The sequence below is a fragment of the Spirosoma sordidisoli genome (assembly GCF_004138325.1).
Classification (GTDB): Bacteria; Bacteroidota; Bacteroidia; order Cytophagales; family Spirosomataceae; genus Spirosoma; species Spirosoma sordidisoli.
The window spans coordinates 384,800-404,467 of sequence record NZ_SBLB01000001.1 but is presented as its reverse complement, the minus strand read 5'-3'; the positions used below and the strand labels follow the sequence as shown (position 1 = coordinate 404,467).

At 57.5% G+C, this 19,668-nt stretch carries 18 protein-coding genes; 8 read left to right on the top strand and 10 right to left on the bottom strand.

Going from position 1 to position 19,668, the window contains the following annotated elements; translation table 11 throughout:
* Positions 1-38: 38 nt before the first annotated feature.
* From glmM to EQG79_RS01995, 4 genes are all read right to left on the bottom strand, one after another.
* Positions 39-1,436 carry a phosphoglucosamine mutase gene (gene glmM / locus EQG79_RS02010; RefSeq protein ID WP_077920061.1) on the bottom strand — a complete coding sequence of 466 codons (1,398 nt, stop codon included), beginning with the start codon at positions 1,434-1,436 and terminating at the stop codon, positions 39-41.
* Between the two features lie 162 nt (positions 1,437-1,598).
* Positions 1,599-2,429 (bottom strand): transglutaminase family protein, encoded by an 831-nt coding sequence (locus EQG79_RS02005; RefSeq protein WP_077920060.1) that lies wholly within the window; start codon positions 2,427-2,429, stop codon positions 1,599-1,601.
* An 87-nt stretch (positions 2,430-2,516) separates the two neighbouring features.
* Positions 2,517-3,266, bottom strand: a complete 750-nt coding sequence (locus EQG79_RS02000) for a peptidase (protein WP_077920059.1) — start codon at positions 3,264-3,266, stop codon at positions 2,517-2,519.
* Between the two features lie 97 nt (positions 3,267-3,363).
* A complete protein-coding gene (locus EQG79_RS01995; protein WP_240699246.1) occupies positions 3,364-5,853 on the bottom strand; it encodes a DUF11 domain-containing protein in 2,490 nt (829 codons plus the stop codon).
* Between the two features lie 371 nt (positions 5,854-6,224).
* Here EQG79_RS01995 and EQG79_RS01990 point away from each other — a divergent pair, with 371 nt between their 5' ends.
* Positions 6,225-6,719 carry a hypothetical protein gene (locus tag EQG79_RS01990; RefSeq protein WP_077920058.1) on the top strand — a complete coding sequence of 165 codons (495 nt, stop codon included), beginning with the start codon at positions 6,225-6,227 and terminating at the stop codon, positions 6,717-6,719.
* Positions 6,720-6,903: 184 nt separating this feature from the next.
* Positions 6,904-9,228: a T9SS type A sorting domain-containing protein gene (locus EQG79_RS01985; protein WP_129599586.1), complete on the top strand. Its 2,325-nt coding sequence runs from the start codon at positions 6,904-6,906 to the stop codon at positions 9,226-9,228.
* 122 nt (positions 9,229-9,350) lie between these two features.
* Here EQG79_RS01985 and EQG79_RS01980 read toward each other — a convergent pair whose 3' ends face one another.
* The 3 genes from EQG79_RS01980 to EQG79_RS31195 form a co-directional block, all read right to left on the bottom strand.
* Positions 9,351-11,780: a S9 family peptidase gene (locus EQG79_RS01980; RefSeq protein WP_240699245.1), complete on the bottom strand. Its 2,430-nt coding sequence runs from the start codon at positions 11,778-11,780 to the stop codon at positions 9,351-9,353.
* 63 nt (positions 11,781-11,843) lie between these two features.
* On the bottom strand, positions 11,844-12,953 hold the full coding sequence (locus tag EQG79_RS01975) for a sensor histidine kinase (RefSeq protein WP_129599584.1): 1,110 nt from the start codon (positions 12,951-12,953) through the stop codon (positions 11,844-11,846).
* A gap of 41 nt (positions 12,954-12,994) precedes the next feature.
* Complete coding sequence (locus tag EQG79_RS31195) at positions 12,995-13,819, bottom strand: CPBP family intramembrane glutamic endopeptidase (protein WP_206445572.1); 825 nt, start codon at positions 13,817-13,819, stop codon at positions 12,995-12,997.
* Positions 13,820-13,972: 153 nt separating this feature from the next.
* Here EQG79_RS31195 and EQG79_RS01965 point away from each other — a divergent pair, with 153 nt between their 5' ends.
* Genes EQG79_RS01965 through EQG79_RS01950 form a run of 4 tightly spaced genes read left to right on the top strand, consistent with a single transcriptional unit; the run spans position 13,973 to position 16,487 of the window.
* Positions 13,973-14,254, top strand: a complete 282-nt coding sequence (locus tag EQG79_RS01965; RefSeq protein WP_077920054.1) for a YciI family protein — start codon at positions 13,973-13,975, stop codon at positions 14,252-14,254.
* Between the two features lie 5 nt (positions 14,255-14,259).
* Complete coding sequence (locus EQG79_RS01960; protein WP_129599582.1) at positions 14,260-14,970, top strand: hypothetical protein; 711 nt, start codon at positions 14,260-14,262, stop codon at positions 14,968-14,970.
* Between the two features lie 4 nt (positions 14,971-14,974).
* A complete protein-coding gene (gene hxpB / locus EQG79_RS01955) occupies positions 14,975-15,658 on the top strand; it encodes a hexitol phosphatase HxpB (RefSeq protein ID WP_129599579.1) in 684 nt (227 codons plus the stop codon).
* A 28-nt stretch (positions 15,659-15,686) separates the two neighbouring features.
* On the top strand, positions 15,687-16,487 hold the full coding sequence (locus tag EQG79_RS01950; protein WP_077920051.1) for a PhzF family phenazine biosynthesis protein: 801 nt from the start codon (positions 15,687-15,689) through the stop codon (positions 16,485-16,487).
* Positions 16,488-16,494: 7 nt separating this feature from the next.
* On the opposite strand, the gene EQG79_RS01945 is transcribed toward EQG79_RS01950, so the two are convergent.
* Genes EQG79_RS01945 through EQG79_RS01935 form a run of 3 tightly spaced genes read right to left on the bottom strand, consistent with a single transcriptional unit; the run spans position 16,495 to position 18,937 of the window.
* Complete coding sequence (locus EQG79_RS01945; protein WP_129599577.1) at positions 16,495-17,712, bottom strand: N-acetylmuramoyl-L-alanine amidase; 1,218 nt, start codon at positions 17,710-17,712, stop codon at positions 16,495-16,497.
* Entirely contained in the window at positions 17,699-18,112 is a 414-nt protein-coding gene (locus tag EQG79_RS01940; protein WP_129599575.1) for a DoxX family protein, read from the bottom strand. Before EQG79_RS01940 ends, EQG79_RS01945 begins: the two co-directional genes overlap by 14 nt.
* Before the next feature lie 12 nt (positions 18,113-18,124).
* On the bottom strand, positions 18,125-18,937 hold the full coding sequence (locus EQG79_RS01935) for a DUF4198 domain-containing protein (RefSeq protein ID WP_129599573.1): 813 nt from the start codon (positions 18,935-18,937) through the stop codon (positions 18,125-18,127).
* 66 nt (positions 18,938-19,003) lie between these two features.
* Between EQG79_RS01935 and EQG79_RS30900 the strand changes: the two genes are divergently transcribed.
* A complete protein-coding gene (locus EQG79_RS30900; protein ID WP_165358825.1) occupies positions 19,004-19,159 on the top strand; it encodes a hypothetical protein in 156 nt (51 codons plus the stop codon).
* Between the two features lie 49 nt (positions 19,160-19,208).
* Positions 19,209-19,667 carry a GNAT family N-acetyltransferase gene (locus EQG79_RS01930; protein WP_129599571.1) on the top strand — a complete coding sequence of 153 codons (459 nt, stop codon included), beginning with the start codon at positions 19,209-19,211 and terminating at the stop codon, positions 19,665-19,667.
* Position 19,668 lies beyond the last annotated feature (1 nt).

The following is a 19,668-nucleotide window of genomic DNA, read 5'->3' as shown; positions in this document are numbered from 1 at the left end:
CCAGCTTCCGGGGGCACGTCTGCGTATGTAGTCAGCACTTAGCGTTTTTCCGAAATCACTTCGCGGATGTCGCTGATAATTTTACTGGCCAGGTGATCGGCCGTAGCCTGGGTATCTGACTCGGAGTAGATGCGGATAATGGGTTCCGTGTTGGACTTGCGCAGATGCACCCACTCTTTGTCGAACTCGATTTTAACCCCATCGATGGTATTGATCGGATTGCGCGCGTACCGGGCCTGAATCCGGTCCAGCACTTCGTCGACGTTGATGTTGGCCGTTAGTTCGATTTTATTCTTCGAGATGTAATAGTTGGGGTAGGTCCGGCGAAGCATCGAAGCCGATTTGCCGGTCTGCGCCAGGTAGCTCAGGAACAGCGCAATACCGACGAGCGCGTCGCGGCCGAAGTGCAGGTCGGGGTAGATGATGCCCCCGTTTCCTTCGCCCCCGATAACGGCCTGTTGCGCCTTCATCATCTCTACCACATTGACTTCACCCACTGCCGACGCAAAATGCTGCCCGCCGTACCGCTGGGTCACCTCCCGGAGGGCTATGGTGCTTGACAGGTTAGAAACGGTATTACCAACAGTACCGCTGCGAAGTACATAATCGGCAACGGCTACCAGCGTATATTCTTCACCGAAGGGGGTGCCATCTTCCGATATCAACGCCAGCCGGTCAACATCGGGGTCGACCACAATGCCCAGATCCGCACTGCCTTTCTCCATCTCCTTGATGATATCCCGAAGGTTTTCGGGCAAGGGTTCGGGGTTATGGGCAAACTGACCGGTCGGTTCGCAATGAAGCCGGGTAATCTGCTCGACCCCCAGCGCTTCGAGAAGCATCGGCACCGCCAGGCCACCCGTCGAGTTAACGGCGTCGACAATAATCCGGAAGTTTCGTTTGGCGATCGCGTCGCGGTCGACCAGCGGCAACGCCAGGATCAGTTCGATGTGTTTGGCCAGCCAGGTTGTATCGGTTCGGTACTGACCCAGTTTACGAACATCGGCAAAATCGACCGATTCGGCTTCGGCAATGGCCAGCACTTCGGCACCGTCGGCTGCTGAAATAAACTCGCCGGCTTCGTTGAGCAGTTTGAGCGCGTTCCACTGGATGGGGTTATGGCTGGCGGTCAGGATGATACCGCCCGCTGCGTTCTCGCCCGTTACGGCCAGTTCGACGGTAGGCGTGGTAGACAGGCCCAGATCGATAACATTCAGGCCCAGGCCCTGGAGGGTACCGACCACCAGTCGGGACACCATCTCGCCCGACAGGCGGGCATCGCGCCCAATGACGACGGTAGGACGGTCAGGATTGCGCTGCCGGAGCCAGTACCCGAAGGCGGCTGAGAACTTCACTACATCCAACGGCGTCAGCCCATCTCCACTGCGCCCCCCAATTGTCCCTCGAATCCCGGAAATAGACTTAATTAATGCCACGTGATCGGTTTAAAAGTAATAGGTTGTTAGCCCACAAAGATAGTCAGTAGGGGTTCAGTTTGTGTCGTTTTAAAGCGGGTGCAGATACAGTTTCGTCGTTCCCTTATTCAGCGGGGAGCGCGTTCGGCCGAAGAACGGTTTTTAGGAAATTTTCCGATGGTGTCAGACGAACAGCAGGTCGGAGCGCAGGGTTGAGTTGGCCTCTCCGCTGAACGTACCGCTGATGGGAGCCGCCAGTTCAGGTTTGGCCGTTGAGGTCAGAAAGACATGCCGGTTTACTACAATAGAGCCTTCGGTTGGGTCGAAGCCGCGCCAGCCCGCGCCGGGCAGATACACCTCGGCCCAGGCGTGAAGCTGGTGTTCCTGCTGGGGATTGCCGAACAGGTAGCCACTCACGAAACGGGAGGCAATACCCAGGCTCCGGCAGGCAGCCATGAACAGGGTCGTATAATCCCGGCAGGAGCCTTTGCGCTGGATGAGCGTCTGTTCGGGTTCAAACGGCGCTCCTTCTTCCCGCACCTCGTAGACAAACTGACGGATGGCCTGGGTCAGCGCCATCAGAAAGGACGTGGTTTGCCAGCCCGCACTGGCTGCCAGCTGCCGCGCCCACGATTCGACCCGTTCGGTTACACCCGTCCGGTCCAGATAGGGCTGGAGCAGGTCCAGCACTTCTCTGGGGTATCGAAACGGCACCCGCTGGGTTTCGAAGGGAAACAGCACAAAATCGAAGGAGTTGAACTCGTCAGATTGCAGTTCGATCTCGGCTGTTACCCGCAGGTGGGAGGTAGGGTGGTTGAAATAGACCAGCTGCTGCACATTGCCTTCTACATCTACATTGCGCACCACGCGCGACGGCAACGGGTCTATGATCAGTTCATACCGCAACAGCCGCTGATAGGGGTACATCCGGGGATAGAGGTACAGCGTTTGCGGTCCCAGCGCTACGGGGGCGTCATAAGTGTACTCGGATTCGTGCCGAACGTGGAGGTGCATGGATGGGAGAAGCTAAGTACAGGAGAGTATCGGGGCGTAGACTGACTAAGATACCGACAGAATCGACACGTATCCAGCCTACCGTATTTATTTCGCCGGCCTGAGGTTGGCAGCCCGCACTTTGTCGAAGATCGGATCCATCCAGTAGGAGGGGAGCTTACGCACCGAATTGTTGAGCAGGGCGCTCCACTGGTGCGAAACCTCGTCCATATCTTCTTTTTCGAGCCGGTACTCGGTCATGTGAAAACTGTCTTTGGGGTAGATGACGACGTCGAGCGGATAATCGACATCATTGGCGCTGACGCGGGTGGCGTCGAAGCCCAGAAACCCGATTTTGAGGGCGTCGGGCAGGCTGGTCTCGTACGACAGGTTCCGGAACAGAAGCGGCTTGCCATACCCGGAGTTGCCAATAATCTTGAACGGAGCCCCCTGGTCGACCTCTACCCAGTTGCCTTCTGGATAAAGCACAAACAGCTTGTGTTCGTCGTCATCTTCGAGTTGCCCCCCCACAATGGCGTTGAGGTTAAAATGAAGTCCGCTGGCCACAATGGAGGCCTTATCTTCCTGCGCTACCCGTTTAACCTGTTCACCAAAGGCATTGACTGCTTTGTAAAGCTTGTTGAACGATCGGTCCTGCTCGGCCAGCACCTCGCGGAAATAAGTAATGGCCTTATCCCGTACGGAGCGCAGGCCGGAAGTCATGATAAACAACGAATGATTCTCAACTTCATGAACCGAAATTTTACGGTTCGACGACACTTCGGTGCCGGAAGTCAGCCGCGTATCAGCGATGGCAACTAACCCTGATGCGACTTTGATTCCTAAACAATACGTCATTCGGGACAGTGGGGAAGCAGATTGTATGACCAACAAATATACAGGTTGCCCCCGTTTTTGTTGGGTATGTCGGCTCTTTTCTTCAAAAATGCATTGGTTAAAGACCCACTCGCAGATCGGCGATGGCCTCGTCATCTTCTCCTTTTCCGGTGCCGTTGTTGGGTGTCGAATCCGGATCGGCCGGAGACGCTGCGTTGATCTGGGCCCTGAGGGTGAACAGGCCTGAGCCCGTGGGCGTGGCCTCAAAAACCAGGCTTTTACTCTGGCCGGGGGCAATCTGGGTAAGCACACCCGAAACAGCTTGGCCGCTGGCTGTCATACCCGACGAGGTGCTGCTGAACTGAAGGCCGGCGGGCAGGTCGCAGCGCACCCCTGCACTACTGGCGGTCAGGCCCCCTGCGTTCCGTACGGTCAGCGTGACCGATACCGGACTGGATGCGGTCAGTACCCGGGTGCTGGTCTGTAGGGCCAGGCTGAGGTCTGCCTTGCTGTTATCCGGCGCGGGCTGACTGGGCTGAACTACGGGCAGCGGAATCTGAGACGGATTGGGGGATATATACAGCGAGGTTGTAGCCGCAGATAAGGTCCGTAAGTCAACCGCCGATTCGTCATCCTGACCGTCGCCCGTTCCGGAGTTGGGCTGGCTATCGGGGTCGGGGTTCAGGCTGGCTGTAAGCTCGGCAGCGTTCTGGTACATACCGGCCGAGTTTAACCGGACAACAAACCGGCGGGTAATGGTAGCCCGGGCCGGTACGGTACTCAGGCTGCCCTGTACTATACCGTTTGTGACAGACAGACCATCGGCCGATGAGACGAAACTGACGTTGGCAGGCAGCCGGTTCTGCATGGTAACCGCCCGCGCATCGCAGTTGCTTTCGTTTCGTACGGTCAGGGTAAAGGTCACCGTATCCCCAACGGCGGGCGTCCGCCGACTGACGTGCAGCGAGAGGCTGAGGTCAGCACCGGCCAGGTTTATGGTTCGGGTAACGGCGTCTGACAAACAGCCGTATACGGCATTTTTGGCTTGCAGCGTGTAGGTGCCGGGCGTGGTTATGACGACCGAGGAGGAGGTGGCGCCGGTGCTCCACTGGTTGAGGGCCGTATAGCTGGACGTTAGGGTCAAACCCGCAATCTGGCAAATATCGGAGGTATTCCCCGCCGAATTGATGGTGGGCCGGGCGGGGCGAACTTCGGCCGGAACCGTAACGGCCGGCGGGAAGACATGCCGGTTCTGGGCGTTACGCAGGCGGGCCGAATAGGTACCGTTGCCGGTTGTCAGACTGCGGGAGGTGCTGCCATTGTTCCAGGTGTAGCTGTAGCCGTCGGGCTGGGTGAGCTGCAGGGTATTGCCGCTGGCACAGGCAACCGTAGCAAGCGGCTGAAGTTGGGCCGGGTAGGGCTGGGCTGCCTGTAAGGTGTCGTTGTTCAGAGCCGCGGCCCACAGTGCGCCCACCTTACGCTGGCCCGCCGGCGAGTAGTGAATGCCATCGGGCCGGTCTTCCAGCGAACTGATTACGTCGAGGTCAGGCCCGAGGTAGGTTTTATACCCCGGCCGGCTGTAGACGGTTCGCTGGGCCAGTCGAACGTTTTCGAACCGGCCGCTGACGAAGGAAGACAGGGCAACGATCCAGGCCAGATTCTGCTTGTCGGGGTATTCCTGGCGCAGTTTGTCGATGGTGCCGTAATGATGCATGATGATATCGGCCGTTGAGTTACCCCGGTCGTTCTCGCCATGCTGAAGCAGAATGGCCCGGATCCCCGTCGACGGCACATAGAGATTCATCAGGTTCCGGAGATTGACAAACGGCATCCGGAGCGAGTACTTACAGAAGCCATGCTCGAACGGAATGTCGTTGGCGGCTTTGTAATTGTGTTCCATATTGGTACCGCCGAAGCCCGCATTGTACAGCAACACCGGCACGTTGATCCGTTGCACGAGCTGATCGCCCATATAGCCCCAGAACCACGACACTTTGGCGAACGGCGACATGCCACTGTAGGTAAGCAGCTTGCTGAAACCCAGTCCCGGCAAGTAGCGGGTATCGGCGGTGTTTTCGTATTCCAGAAATTCGGGCGTACTCTGATCCACGGCTACTACCGTGACCCGGTCGTCAACGGCGCCCTCCATGGTGGGGCAGTAATCGATGCCATTGATGAAACAGCCCGATCCCTGGGCGTTGGAGTGGCCGACAATGGCGAATACTTCGCCTACGCCGAACCGCTGTACATTGTCGGTAGCTACGACCTGACCGTTGCGCAGGCCCCGCACCTCTACCGTGTACCAGCCCCCCCGAACGCGCAGGGTTCCGTTGAATTGACCATTGATGGGGTTGGCCTGAAGAACGGCCCAGTCGGTGGAGGTCCCCTGTCCCGTCTGGCGGGCAACGACCCGGCTTTCTACCGCATCCAGCGGCTGGGCAAAGCTGCCGGCAATCTGAACCGTTGCCCAGTTGTCGTTATCGCGCTGGATAACCATCCGCTCAACCGGAAACGTAACGTCCAGCTGGGCAAAGGCTTCCGACAGATTCAGGAGGCACATAGCCACCATAACAGCCTGCCGGGCTGCTTTTAGTACAAATACAGTCATGTTGGATAAAGAGTAGTCGTTGCGTTGGTAATCGCCTGGCGAATTTAGTGTACATCGGTCGACTAATTGGTTGGGTTTAGTAATTTTTATTTGAAAAAATAGTAATCAGATAGTTATAAATACACAAAATAGATAACATCTACGGGGGTAGTATATCAATGTCTCGACAGCCCATGTGACTATTCACTGCGATCCGTGCCGGTGGGCGGTGGGCGTTCGGGAGAGTGGTTGCCGCCTGGGTAACCTGGGGGTAACAGGGACGATTTTTCTCGCTGGCAGACAGGTTGTTTTGGATGTATCGATTTGTTTTTGGCAAACCTTTGTGTTACTTTGGTCTTAAAGAAGGTGATGAACCCCTTCAACCATGCGCAATGAACTTTGACGACGAAGACGACGACGATAGCTTTATGGACTGGGACGGCTTCGACGAGGATTATGATCCTGAAGAGGCCCGCGCAGAGATGGAGGCCGAAAACCGCCGGATTAAGAATCTGCCCATTCTGCGCAAAGCCAACGAGCTGATGGAACTTACGCAGGCCATTGTCGAGACGATCAACAAGGAAGATGATGTGCTGATGATGCATGAGCAAATGCTGGCCAATGCCATGATGCTTGCTCCCAAGATTGTAGGCGCAGAAGGAGGAGATCTGTACACACTGCGTATGGAAAATGCCGTCATCATCAAGATGCACGCCCGCGAACTACTGGCGCAAACCTCCTACTGTAAAGCCGAAAAGCTGGCAACTCCGGCTTACCTGAACGTACTCCGCGACGAGATCGAACAGTTTCGGCTGCTGTTTGTGGAGTGGGTAAACGGATTTGACAAAGACAATGACGCTCCCGATGACTGGGGCTTATTTTATTGACATACTTGGTTTCAGCATATAAAACCCGGCCCTAAACCGGGTTTTATGCTGTAACGGCAACGGGCTTTCTCCGTGTGGGTAAACTCGCTAAGTTTGTCTCCGAAAAGTAAATAAAGGACTACGGGCAACACCCGGGTTGATTACCTTAACAGCTCGAATTTGAGTTGAGCTTTCCACTCTGCTTATGGGAAATCGTATACAATACGTTATATCTGCACATTTATACCATTTTCAGCTCTCGGGCCTGCTGCTGATCATCGGCCTCCTGCTGACAACGCATTCGGTACGGGCCGGTCTGAATCAGACGCCGGCCGCGCTGACCATCGGAACAAGTTCGGCCTCCGTCTGTGCCGGTACGTCCGTAACCCTGACGGCCAGCGGGTGTCCGGCAAATGGTACCTTACGCTGGTCAACCAGTCAGACAGGAGCGGTGGTGGTGGTGGCACCTGCCCAGACCACGACGTATAGCGCACTCTGTAGCGTAACGAGCACGTCGGTTGTTACAACGACCGCCGTCAGCAGCACCGCCACCAGTACCACGTCGCTGGTTACCAATACCGTCAGTACATCGGCTTCGGCAACGGTCCGGGTCAGTGCGGCTATCTCGGTTTCGGCCACCGTGACGCCTGTTTCCTGCAACCTGGGCGACAACGGCCGGGTGGTCGTCGTGGCGGGGGGCGGTACGGGAGCGCTCCAGTATCAGTTCAACAACCGGCCGTTCCAGACGGGCGCTACCTTCGACCGGCTCGTGGCCGGTACCTATCCCATCGTTGTCCGCGATGCCGCAGGCTGCACCGTTCAGACCAGTGCGCAGGTACGACAACCTGACGCGTTGTCGCTGACGATTACCGCCGTGGGGGCGAAGTGTACGGGTGGAGCCGATGGCGGTATTGTGGCGGTGGCATCGGGTGGTAATGGTGGCTACCGCTATTTCCTGGATGGAGTCGGCCCGCGCGAGAGCGGCACCTTTCTGGACCTGAAAGGCGGCACAACCTACACCATTGGCCTGGCCGACCGGAACGATTGTGTACTGTTTCAGTCGGTTACCGTTACCGCTCCGGCAGCTTTTAGTGTTCAGCTGACGGCCCAGCCTACCAAATGTGTCGGCTCCGTTGACGGGAGCATCAGTGTGGTAGCTACCGGGGGTACGGGGGCCTATCAGTATCAGATCGGTACCAATGCGTTTCAGACGGGTTCGCAGTTCACCGGGCTGTCGGCCAATACGTACGATATCACCGTGCGGGACGGCAACGGCTGCGAAACCCGGCGGTCAGTAGCGGTAGGGCAACCGGCTCCGCTTCGGTTGAGTGCCGTTTCCCGACCCGTCAACTGCTTCGGGCCGACCAGTGGTACCATCACCGTCAGCAATACCGGCGGTACCGGAGCCGTAACCTATCGACTGGCCACGAGTCAGGCATCCCAAGCCAGCAGTACGTTCGCCGGGGTGGGCGTTGGTACCTATACCATTATTGGTACGGACGCCAATGGCTGCTCGGAACTGGTCTCGGCCACCGTTACGCAGGCGGCTCCGATCAAAGTGCAGGCTACCCCTACACCGGCCAGCTGTTGCGTGTGCCCGACGGGAGCTGTGCAGCTGACCAGCACGGGAGGCAGCGGTACCGTACGGCAGTACCAACTGATCGGGCAACCCTACCAGCCAGGCAGCCTGATTGGGGGATTGCGCCCCAACACCTACCGGCTCCGGGTGGCTGATGAAGTCGGCTGTACCGATTCGGTAGTGGCCGTCATTACCGATGCCAACGCCCTAACGCTGGCTACCGGCACCGTTAAAAATACGCCCTGTGCAGGGGGCAGTGAAGGAGAAGCCACCGTGCAGGTGTCGGGCGGAACCCGGCCGTTTACCTACTACTGGCTAACGGAACGACGGGATACGCTACGCAACCGCACCGCTACCCAAACGGCCCTGGCCGAAGGGACGTATACCGTGAGTGTACTCGACAGCAACCGCTGTACAGCCAGTACGGTATTCGTTACCATCCGGGCTACGAATCCGCTGCCTTTTAAACCGGTTATTCAGCTTTCGGGCGGCACACTGCTGGTCGATCAGACGGCCGGTATTCAGTGGTACGTTCGGCAGGGGACCAATCCGGCCCGGCCCGTTCCCAACGCGACCCGCCCGATTCTGGTGCCGTTCGAGAGCGGCCAGTATTTTGCGGTCATCACCGTCAACGGCTGCTCGTCGCCCCCTTCAGACGCGATCGATTTTGTGCTGACCGCTACTGCCGAGCCCGTTAGCGACTTCCGGGTGCAGATCAGCCCCAACCCGGTCCGGGATCAGCTGCGGGTTGAGATCGAGCAGATAGGTCGGTCGGCGGTACGTCTGCAACTGGTCGACGTCTCGGGACGGTCGGTCTGGCAGCAGCAGCTAACGGCCTTTACCGGCAAGAAACAGGCCGACTGGTTGCTGTCGGGCATACCGGCGGGCCAATACGTACTGCAGGCCGACGCCGATAATCGCCGGGCTGTTGTCCGGGTTATTGTAGAATAATGGCAACGGAGATTCTTCAGGGCATGAAAAAGGAGCAGCGAGTCTGCTCCTTTTTCATGCCCTGAAACCTCGTACTCATACCTGTAAAGCAGGCATACCCTGCCTGCGTCCAACGGATTGGTCTAAAGCCGTTCGTTGAAGAGCTTCAAGATGCGTTTGTATTCATCCATCCAGCTGGTGGGTTCTACGAAGCCGTGATCCTCAACCGGGTACAGAGCCAGCTCCCAGTTTTCCTTTTTCAGTTCGATGAGCCGCTGGGCCAGCCGGATGGCATCCTGGGCGTGCACGTTTACGTCGACAACTCCGTGGCAGATGAGCAGATGCCCGCGCAGCCCTTCGGCAAAATTGATGGGCGACGATTGCCGGTATGCCAGTGAGTCGGCCTGGGGTTCGTTCAGAATGTTAGCCGTGTAGGGGTGGTTATAAGCCGCCCAGTCGGTTACCGGACGTAGCGCTGCCCCCGCTTTGAACGTTTCAGGCGCGGTAAACAGGGCCATGAGGGTAATGAATCCGCCGTACGAGCCGCCATAAATGCCAATACGATTGGCGTCGACTCCCTGCGTTTTTACCAGCCACTGAGCCGCGTCGACATGATCGGTCAGGTCTTTACCGCCCATATGCCGGTAGATACCCGTGCGCCAGTCGCGCCCATAACCTGACGAGGCCCGGTAGTCGATGTCGAGAACGGTATAGCCCTGATCGGTCAGCAGGTTATGAAACATGTACTCGCGGAAGTACTGGCTCCACCATTTGTGGGCATTTTGCAGATACCCGGCCCCGTGTACAAACACCACACTCTTGCCATTGGCTTTCTCGGGTTTGTAGAGCCGGGCGTAGATCGACTGCCCGTCGCGGGCGGGAATGGTAACCAGATTGGGTTCCCGCCAGGGGTAAGCTTTAAACGCGTCGGTAGGGGAGTCGGTCAACCGGATCGGGGTTGGAGTGGCGCCGGTCTTCTTCGACGCCGTCGCCGACTGAAGTTCGGCCGGCGCCGACACGTATAGCTCCCAGGGTTGGGTGCTGCCCGAGTAGCGGATAGCCAGTCGGGTTTCGTCGGGCGACAGCGTCACATCATTGGCTCCGGTCATGGTAGTGAGCCGGGTACGGGCGCCACCCGTAGCGGGCATCCGGTAAAAGTGCTGCTCGCCGGGATGCACTTCGTTGGTTTGCAGAAAAAAGTGCGTTTTGTCTCTGGATAGAAACGCCTGCTGCACCTCAAATTTGCCCGATGTCAGTTGCTTACGGGCTTGGGTCAGTACGTTTACTGTATAGATGTGCGAATAGCCATCGGCCTCAGACTGGAACCAGATGGTCTGGTTATCGGCCAGGAAGCCGAGATTACCCGTACCGCCGTTTGGGCCGACCCCCGGACCGCCAATCCAGGCATCGTCGTGCTGGCGGTCGAGCAGGGTTAACTGGGGGCTGTCGGCCAGGTCGAGCCGCATGATCCAGCGGTCTTTGTTGTCCTGCGACCGAACGACCACAACGGCCAGTTTCCCATCCTCTGACCAGACGGGGCCGCTAATGACAACGGGCCGGGCTTTCCGGCTGGTATCGGCTTTGCTGCCGGCTTTCAGAAAGGCCGGCCGATCGGTAATACCCGGAATCTCCTTTGTCGGTACGCTGCGAACGGTATCTTTCTGGATGTCATAAACGAAAAACTCCTGGGCTGCCAGCGGAGCGCCTACTTTCGTGCGGCCCGGAATGTCTTCGGTATAGCCCGATTCTGTAACATAATTGGGCACAAAGGTCGTTTTGGCGCTGGCCGACCGGGATAGCCGGTAGGTGATAAACCGACCGTCGGGGCTGAGCAGCGGGTTCACGAGCTGCTTATCGTCGAGGTAGATCTCTTTCGGCCGGCGGGGGCGGTCGGCCTTCGTGATGCGGTCGGCAGCGTCTTTCTTCGCTTTTCGTTCGGCAAGTACGGCCGACAGGCGCAGCTGATCGGCCTTCAGGAATTTCTCTTCGTCGGTCAGTTTGGGGTCGCCCTTCTTCGATCCGGTTTTGAAATCGGTTAGCTGGGTGAGGAGACCGGTGGAGAGGTCGAGGCTGAACAGGTTCGGGCTACGCCGAAAAACGATCCGCTGCCCGGCACCCGCCGACCCCGACTGAATCCAGGCCGGGTCGCTCTCGGTCTCGACGGTATTGGTCAGCTGTCGTTGCGCATTGGTCTTTACATCCACCAGAAACAGATCGCCCTGGCGTTCAAAGAGTCGCTGGGTGCGGGCCTGGTTAAAGACGGCGTTGGGCGGAGTGGCCAGGGTTCGTCTTTCGGTCGGGCTGACTTTAAGCGGTTTTGTCGGGGCCAGGGTTTTACCCGCGCTAAAGGTTACCTTGTAAAGCGAGTCGCCCGGTTCGCGGGTCGGGTTCCAGCTGAAGTACAGCGTTTTGGAGTCGTCGGACCAGAAGGGGCTGGAGGGGGAGGTGCCTACCCATCCCCTGGGGTCCTGCATGATGGTTTCGACGGTGAGGGTAGGTCGTGATGGGGGAGTCGGCTGCGCCGATGCTGCGGCCGTCAACAGCAGAAGCGGCCAGCCAGAGAAGCGGGTCATAGACAGAAGGACATGGGGAAAACAGGCTTGAAAGCCGGAAATTAGCAAGAAATGCCGAAGGCGTTAGCTGTTTTGGAGCACAATCGTCAGGGTAACGTCAAACACGTCGTTTTCTTCCTGAATCGTAAGGGTATGCCGCTTGGGGTACAGCAGGGCCAGGCGCTGCTGTACATTGTCTATGCCGGTGCCGGTACTGGCGCCGAGCCGGTTGGTTGGGATAATGCTGTTGCGGCATCGGAACGACAGCTGGCCCTGCTCTACAGTGAGTCGGATGTCGACAAAGCAGGGCTGGCTCATGCTGATGCCGTACTTGAAGGCATTTTCGATGAACGATACCAGCAGCAGCGGGGCAATCTCGGCCTGCAGGCCGTCCCAGCGCATGATGGACTGAATCCGGATGGTGTCGAGCCGCGGTATGCGCATCTGGTGCAGCTCGATGGTGTCTTCCAGAAACTTGATCTCTTTGCCGATGGGTGTCCGGTCGCGTTTGGACTCTTCGACCATGTGCCGCATTACCCCCGACAGGTGTTCGATACCGACCGCCGTTCGGTCCGAGTCGCCGGTGAGGGCGGTGCCGTAGAGATTATTCAGCGTGTTGAACAGAAAATGGGGGTTCACCTGGGCTTTCAGGGCTGCCAGTTCGGCCTGCGTCTTTTGCTGGATCAAGCGCTGCTGATCGCGTTTTTGTTGCCGGTAGGCCCGAACGAACGTGAATACGAGGGCGTATACCCACGAAAAACTAACGCTGCTGACGACCATGGCCTGGTCGATATGCCGCTCGAAGATACCGGCGTAAATACCCATCAGAAAGGCAAACCCGATGAAGAGGGCTACCGCAAACCCGAAAAATACGGGGGCGCTCCAACGGCGGTCCCGGTCGAATACCCACCGGTAGAACCAGTAGCAGCCGTGTACGCAAATCACGAAGATCAGATTCATCAGCAGCGTGATCTGGAGGTACACAAATGGCTGACTGGCGTACTGATAGATGACGGCTGTACCGGCGGGGGCTTTACCGGCGGGTACAAACCGAATCATCAGGTAGTACTGAACCAGGCTAACGGTTACCCAGATGAGCAGGTGAATCAGGAGTAAACGAACCTCCCGGTTCACGACGAATCGTTTGACAACTGACGGAAGGGGGAGCCTCAGCGATAAGGAAAGGGGCTTCATCGGGTATAAAAACAGAATCGATACTGAATGGAGGAAGGGAATCAGGCCGGTTGCTGAGGGAGTATCCGGTCGAGTGCCCGATAGACCCCGTAGCAACTAACGGCCGCAACGACCAGCAAAGCCACGTACAGATTGTTGTCGCCGATCCACTGTTGTGTGTAATTAACGCTCATATCGGGCGACTCGTCGAAGTACAAACCCAGCGATCCGATACTATTATTGACGAAATGTAAAAAGATACAGGGCCACAACGATCGGGTGCGGTAATACAACCAGCCCAGCGCCAGCCCCAGCAGCGTAGCACCCACTGTCTGTACCGGATTGAGGTGCATCACCCCGAAGATAACGGCCGACCAGACAATGGCTTGGGTGGGCGAATAGCGTTTCAGAAACCCGTCGGTGATAATGCCCCGTAGCAGAATCTCCTCCAGGATGGGCGCGCAGACGACCGCCGAAAAAATGGCGTCTTTGGTAAACGCATCCCGCATAAGCTGCTCGAGCCAGTCGGGCGTGGGCAGTACCGAGGTCAGGGGTTCGATCAGCAGACCCAGCGCCACCGTACCCAGCGCCACGAGCGGAAATACCGCCGGCGCTACCGGAGCAAACGAAAGAGCCGACGACCGGCGCTGCCGGAACGCAAACCAGATGGTCAGGCTAAAGGCCAGTATGTAGGCCAGGGTGTCGCCAACGGCTTTCAGGTCGGGGGCCAGCTGGCTGATGAGTAACGACGGCAGAGCGGCCGGAATGCCGGCCAGCAGCAGCAGACCAATCAGGCCCCAGGCCTGCAGCAGCGACGGATAGGGCGTTGGCGTAGCACTCGGCGGGGCGTTTGTCGGAAAATCGGTTGATCTGAAATTCGTTTCCATGAAAAGGCGATCTATATAGGTGTTTTGGTAAGAATGACGCAAAACTAAAGTACCCGGCCGGGCACGACAAAAATGTGGGACGAACCCGCTGGACTATGGGATGAAAACGGCGAAAGATGGTATCTTGCCACACAACCCGCGAATTTGAAGCTCATGAAATACGTCATCCACGCGTATGATCACCCTGCCAGTCTGGACCGGCGTATGGCTGTTCGGCCCGCCCACCTCGATTATGTTCGTCAACTCAAGGCCAACGGGCAGTTCATTCTGGGCGGGGCACTGCTCGACCCCGATGGGCAAATGATCGGTTCTATGCTTATGCTGGAACTGGAGTCTGACGAGCAGCTCCGGCAGTATCTGCTCACCGATCCCTATATCGTTGAACGCGTCTGGGACCGCATCGATGTAAAACCGTTTCGCCAGGCTGACGTCTAGTGATTATGTTTCGTACTACGCTTTTCCTACTGACAACGGTGGCCTGGCTGGCAGAATCGTGCCGGCAACGGGCCGATACAACAAACACAGAACCAGTTGCGGCTGCCACCGCAACCAGCCGCCAGCCAATCGACGCCAGGGCTTTTCTGATCGTTCCCGGCAAACGGGTCGGTACCATCACGGCTACCTCTACCGAAGCCTCGCTGATGGCCCGCCTAGGCCCGGCTGTTGTGACGCATGATACCATCTACGTGGCCGAGGGCGAGACGACCGTTGGCACCACCCTGTTTCGCGGCACACCTGATCAGGCAGAAATTATCTGGAAAGATACCAGGACATTCAGTAAACCCGACGCTATTCTGTTACGACCGTCGCACCAAAAGAGTGGTCGCTCGGGCAAACCCTCGCGCTGGGCGCTGGAAAATGGACTGAAAATTGGTAGTACCCTGCGCGAAGTCGAGACAATTAACGGTCGGCCCTTCCAGCTCTACGGCTTCGGCTGGGACATGGGTGGCCTGGTGGGCGACTGGCAGGGGGGAGTATTACAACCAAAAGGACAGCTTTCGCTCCTCAGTGTTCGGTTTTCGATCGATTCGGCCCCGGTGAACGACCAGAAGCTGGCCGAACAGGTCATGGGCGACCGGCCCTTTGCAAGCAGCAATCCGGTCATGCAAACGCTTAACCCAACTGTCTCCCAGGTTATGGTGAGACTCTAGTACGTTGATACACGCAGCTATTTTTGATATGGATGGGCTGCTGGTGGACTCAGAACCCCACTGGCGGTCAGTAGAGCAGGAGGTTTTTCGGACCGTAGGGCTGAACCTCACCGACGAAGAGTGTATGCAAACGACAGGCATGCCCATACCAGCCGTTGTCGACTACTGGTACGGACGCAGCCCCTGGGTCGAAACGCCCGGCCACAGCCGATCCGAAATCGGGGCTACCATTACCGAGGGCGCTCACGAACGGATTGGCCAGCTAGCCGAACCGATGCCGGGCGCTCTGGCCATACTCGACTTCTTCGCCGAACGGGGTGTGGCTACGGCTATAGCCTCGGCCTCGCCGATGAGTCTTATCGAAGTAGTCGTTAACCGGATGGGTATTCGCGACAGGCTGGTGCTCTGGCATTCGGCTACGCTGGAAAAACGGAACAAGCCTGCGCCCGATGTGTATCTTGGGGCGGCCCGTAAACTGGGTATCGATCCGGCCCGGTGTCTGGCGTTCGAAGACTCGGGTACGGGGCTGGCCTCGGCCCATGCGGCTGGTATGCGAACGGTAGCGGTACCGGCCGAATTTGAAATCCGCGACCCGAAGTTTGCCCTGGCCGATCTGATACTACCATCGCTTACCCAGTTTACCCCGCAGCTGTTCGAACAGTTGCAGTCTATAAAGCACTATTCCTGAATAGAACCATAGAACCCGGTCACCCCTTATGAAAATTTATCAGCTTGACGCTTTCTCCGACCAGCTGTTTGCTGGCAATCCGGCCGCTGTGGTGGCGCTTCCAGCCTGGCTCCCTGACGACCAGATGCAGCGAATTGCGGCTGAAAACAACCTGGCCGAAACGGCCTTTTACGTACAAACCGATCAGGACGCTACCTTCCATATCCGGTGGTTTACGCCAACGGTAGAGGTCGACCTGTGTGGTCATGCGACCCTGGCAACCGGGCATGTTGTCTTTTATCTGGAAGAGAAACCGGATACCGACCAGATTTTCTTTGAGTCGCGCAGCGGCCTGCTCAAGGTATGCCGCGGTGATGATGGCTGGCTCACGCTCGACTTCCCGGCCGATATTGTTCACAAAGCGAATGTGCAGCCGCCCGCGCTGGTAGCCAGCCTGGGCGAAAAACCCCGGGCGGTGTACAGAGGGAAAACGGACTACCTGTTGATTTACGAAAGTCAGGAACAGATTGAAGCGCTGACCCCCGATTTCCGGGAGATGGCCACCGTACCGGCCCGGGGCGTGATCGTAACGGCGCCGGGCGATGCCGATAGTGGCGTCGATTTCGTGTCCCGCTTCTTCGGCCCTCAGTCCGGCATCGATGAAGACCCCGTAACGGGTTCGGCCCATACTACCCTGACACCCTACTGGGCCGAACAGCTGGGAAAAAACGAACTAACGGCCCGCCAACTTTCGCAGCGGGGCGGTTACCTGCGCTGCAAACTCAACGGCGAACGGGTCGATATTGCCGGGCAGGTGCAACTCTATCTGGTGGGCGACATCCTGATTTAACGATATACTAGCGTACGCTGTCGGCTAGAAACTGTCGGATGCCTCGTCGGATGGCTTTGGCCATACGATGGCGAAACCGCCTGTCGGTAATCAGGGCTTCGTCGGCGGGGTTGCTCAGGAACGGTCCCTCAACCAGCACGTTGGGGTAATCGGTTGGGGCATTGAAGAAAAAGTTGAAGTGCCCAACGTTTCCAAACTCGTTGGGGTGGCCGTCGTTCGTTCTGATTTGCAGCAGCTCGTGCAAAATGTGCTGGCTCAACGGTCGGAAACCCGGGTGTTTGTAGTACGTGCTGACTCCGCGCACGCCTGCATTACCGGCCGAGTTGAAATGAATGCTGACGAGCAGGTTGGGTTGCGCCCGGCGCATGGCCAGAATCCGGGCGGTGGGGCCCAGCAGGGTATCGGTAGCGCGGGTCATGAGCACCCGGCTACCGGCCCGTTCGAGGAGCCGTTGTAGCCGCAGGGCTACATCGAGCGTCATCTCTTTCTCCAGTTTTCCGGTCTGCTGGCCGCGCGCACCCGTGTTGGAGCCGCCATGCCCTGCGTCTACGGCGATTACCAGGTCCCGTAAGCGGGCTCGGCCGGGCGGTCGACGCACGCGGATCAGTAGCGTGTTGCGTTGATAATAGATCGCGTAACCCCAGGGCTGCCGGTGCTTCAGATCAATATAAATCCGGACGGTTTCGTCGGCGAGCTGCTCAAACCAGACCCGCTTCACTTCAGTAGCCGAAGACAGCTGGGTAATCCAGTTCGTATTGGCGGTGGCGCCGAAAACATCGACAATAAGCCGGCCGGGGTCGTTGTGCACCTGACTCCGGTAGGGCAGTCGGGTGGGCAACCGAACCGCCACGTAGTCGAAGGGCCGGGTCGAGTCGCCCGATACGGTCCAGTTGTTGATGAACCTCGCCGAACCGGGTTGACTGGCCGTCAGGGTGTCGGCAATGATCTGATCCGTAGGTACAAAGGCCGACAGGGTAGGAGAAAGCCGCACCCGCCATAATCTGGATACTGTATCGAGCCCGGTTAGCCGGAGTACGACCCCGGAGTCGAGGGTTTCCATGCGGGCTCCGCCGAGTCGGTCGGTACCCTGGCCGTAATAGAGTGGGGTCAGAGCGGTGCGTGTATAGCCCGTCAGCAGGGTGTCGCGCAGGACTGGAGTCTGAGCTACCAGTCCCGTATGGGTCAGGACGAAAACGCTAAGGGATAGCCAGTTAAATGCCTTCATCAATGGATGGTTTGCCAGGACCGTTGAGTAGTAAGAATACGCTTACAGCCCAGATAGTAAGGGCCGGAAGGGTGTTTTTAAAGGTGTCGCCGATGGCTACGTGTGCAACCAGCAGGGCCAGCGAAAAGTTGATGATCAGGAACAGGGCGGCCCAGCGGGTTTTCCAGCCCAGCACCAGCAGGATACAGCCAATAAATTCGGTATAAGCCGACAGCGCTGCACTCACCATCGGCAGCGGAAATCCCAGGCTGGTAAGCCAGTCGGCATAACCCGGTAAGCCCTCTGCCGGGTTGAGTGCCGTATGACCCGCAGCGTCGAAAAGCTGGTAGGCAACCACCAGCCGAATCAGGAATGGTGCATAAGCCCGGTAGCGGTCCAGGCTGTTCAGCAGGGTGTTCATACAAATTTGGGGTTATCGACAGCCAAACGTCAAGCTGCCCCAGTAACTATGCCAATCGGCCCGACCATACCGGGCCTGGGCTGTATCGCTGGCCGGAACCATATGTACGACACTGATCATATTCTGACCCGATCGGAGCCGGAACCGAACGCGTCCCTGCCGATCGGATCGTTGCCGTTCTTCAGAAAGTCGGTTGGCTGCGTTGCGGTTCCAGTATCGGACCAGCGCATTGGCAACGGGTTTCTGGCCAAATAAAACCTGGAATTCGCCCTGCTGCCCGGCCCGCTGGTCGTAGGGGTTTCGGCTGGCCCGTATGTCGAGCGGTAAGTTGGTATTGGTCGCAAAAGTCCGATCTGTTTTCTGGCCTACCTGCACGAGAGTTTTCACGCAGCGCTGGTACAATTCCCGACTGGGCTTACGGCTGTCGCCCCGTTGCTGCCGGGCCGCGATAACTCCGTCAAGCCCATCTTCTTTCAGATACAGCAGAAAGCTATCGGCCTTCATCGTCAGAAATTTGGGCGTGTTGCTGAAACTGAACAGGTGAGTGCCGGGTGAAGTAAGCACCACGGATACATCACTGTAGGTATCACCGGATAGGGTTGGGCTGAGGTCGGTAATACGGTTAGCTGTGTAGTGCCTGTACTGAATAATTCGGTTTTTCTTACCCTCCGAAGGTTCGCCCAGAAACCCTTCGCCAACCAGAATCTTCAGGCTGATCCGGTTGCCAGCCTGGGCAAAATACTGACTAGGTTGCAACCAGAACTCGTGAGCCAGTACTATACCGGCTCCCAGGCACAGGCCCAAAGTGACCCAGAATTTTTTCATAAATCTTATTTGTATTAAATCTAAATAGATATACCTTTGCAGTGTACCAGCAGCCAGTAAACAGTCATGACTGACGATTCTTTCTCTTCTGTAACAACCCTTCCTGCCTCTGATGCGAAGCCGCTTCTGTCGTTCAACGCTTTCGTTGGGCAGGAGTGCGTGCTGAAGAAATGCTGCAAGAAGTACAAAAAGGGCAAACGCTGCAAGAAATGCCCCGACTGATCGGCCGGAAGTTGCCGAACGTTTGACGTCTGTACACCATCTTTGCCAGATGAATATTCAGTACGAACGGGTGGCTGGCTTGCCTGCCGAACCCCTGGCTGCGTCTTTTCTTCACCTCCTCAGTTCCGTTTTTTCTCGTCCCGAGGCCGACCTGCTGGCCGAGTTACACTATCAGCACGCCCGAACGCCACTACTGGCCGAGCTGGCTATCGATCCGCTTCACGAACAGGTGGTTGGCTGTAAGCTGGGGTATGAACGCAAACCCGGTCATTTCTACAGCTGGCTGGGCTGCGTCGATCCGACCCGTCGGGGGCAGGGTATTGCGTCAGAGCTGATGCGTCGTCAGCACGACTGGTGTCGTGACCAGGGCTATCATACCATCCGTACCCAAACCTATAACCAGTGGCGCGAGATGCTGATTCTCAATCTGCGTTTCGGCTTTGCCATTACCGGGACCCTGCAGGGCCCGCATGGGCTAACTATTGTGCTGGAAAAATCGCTGCGCTGAC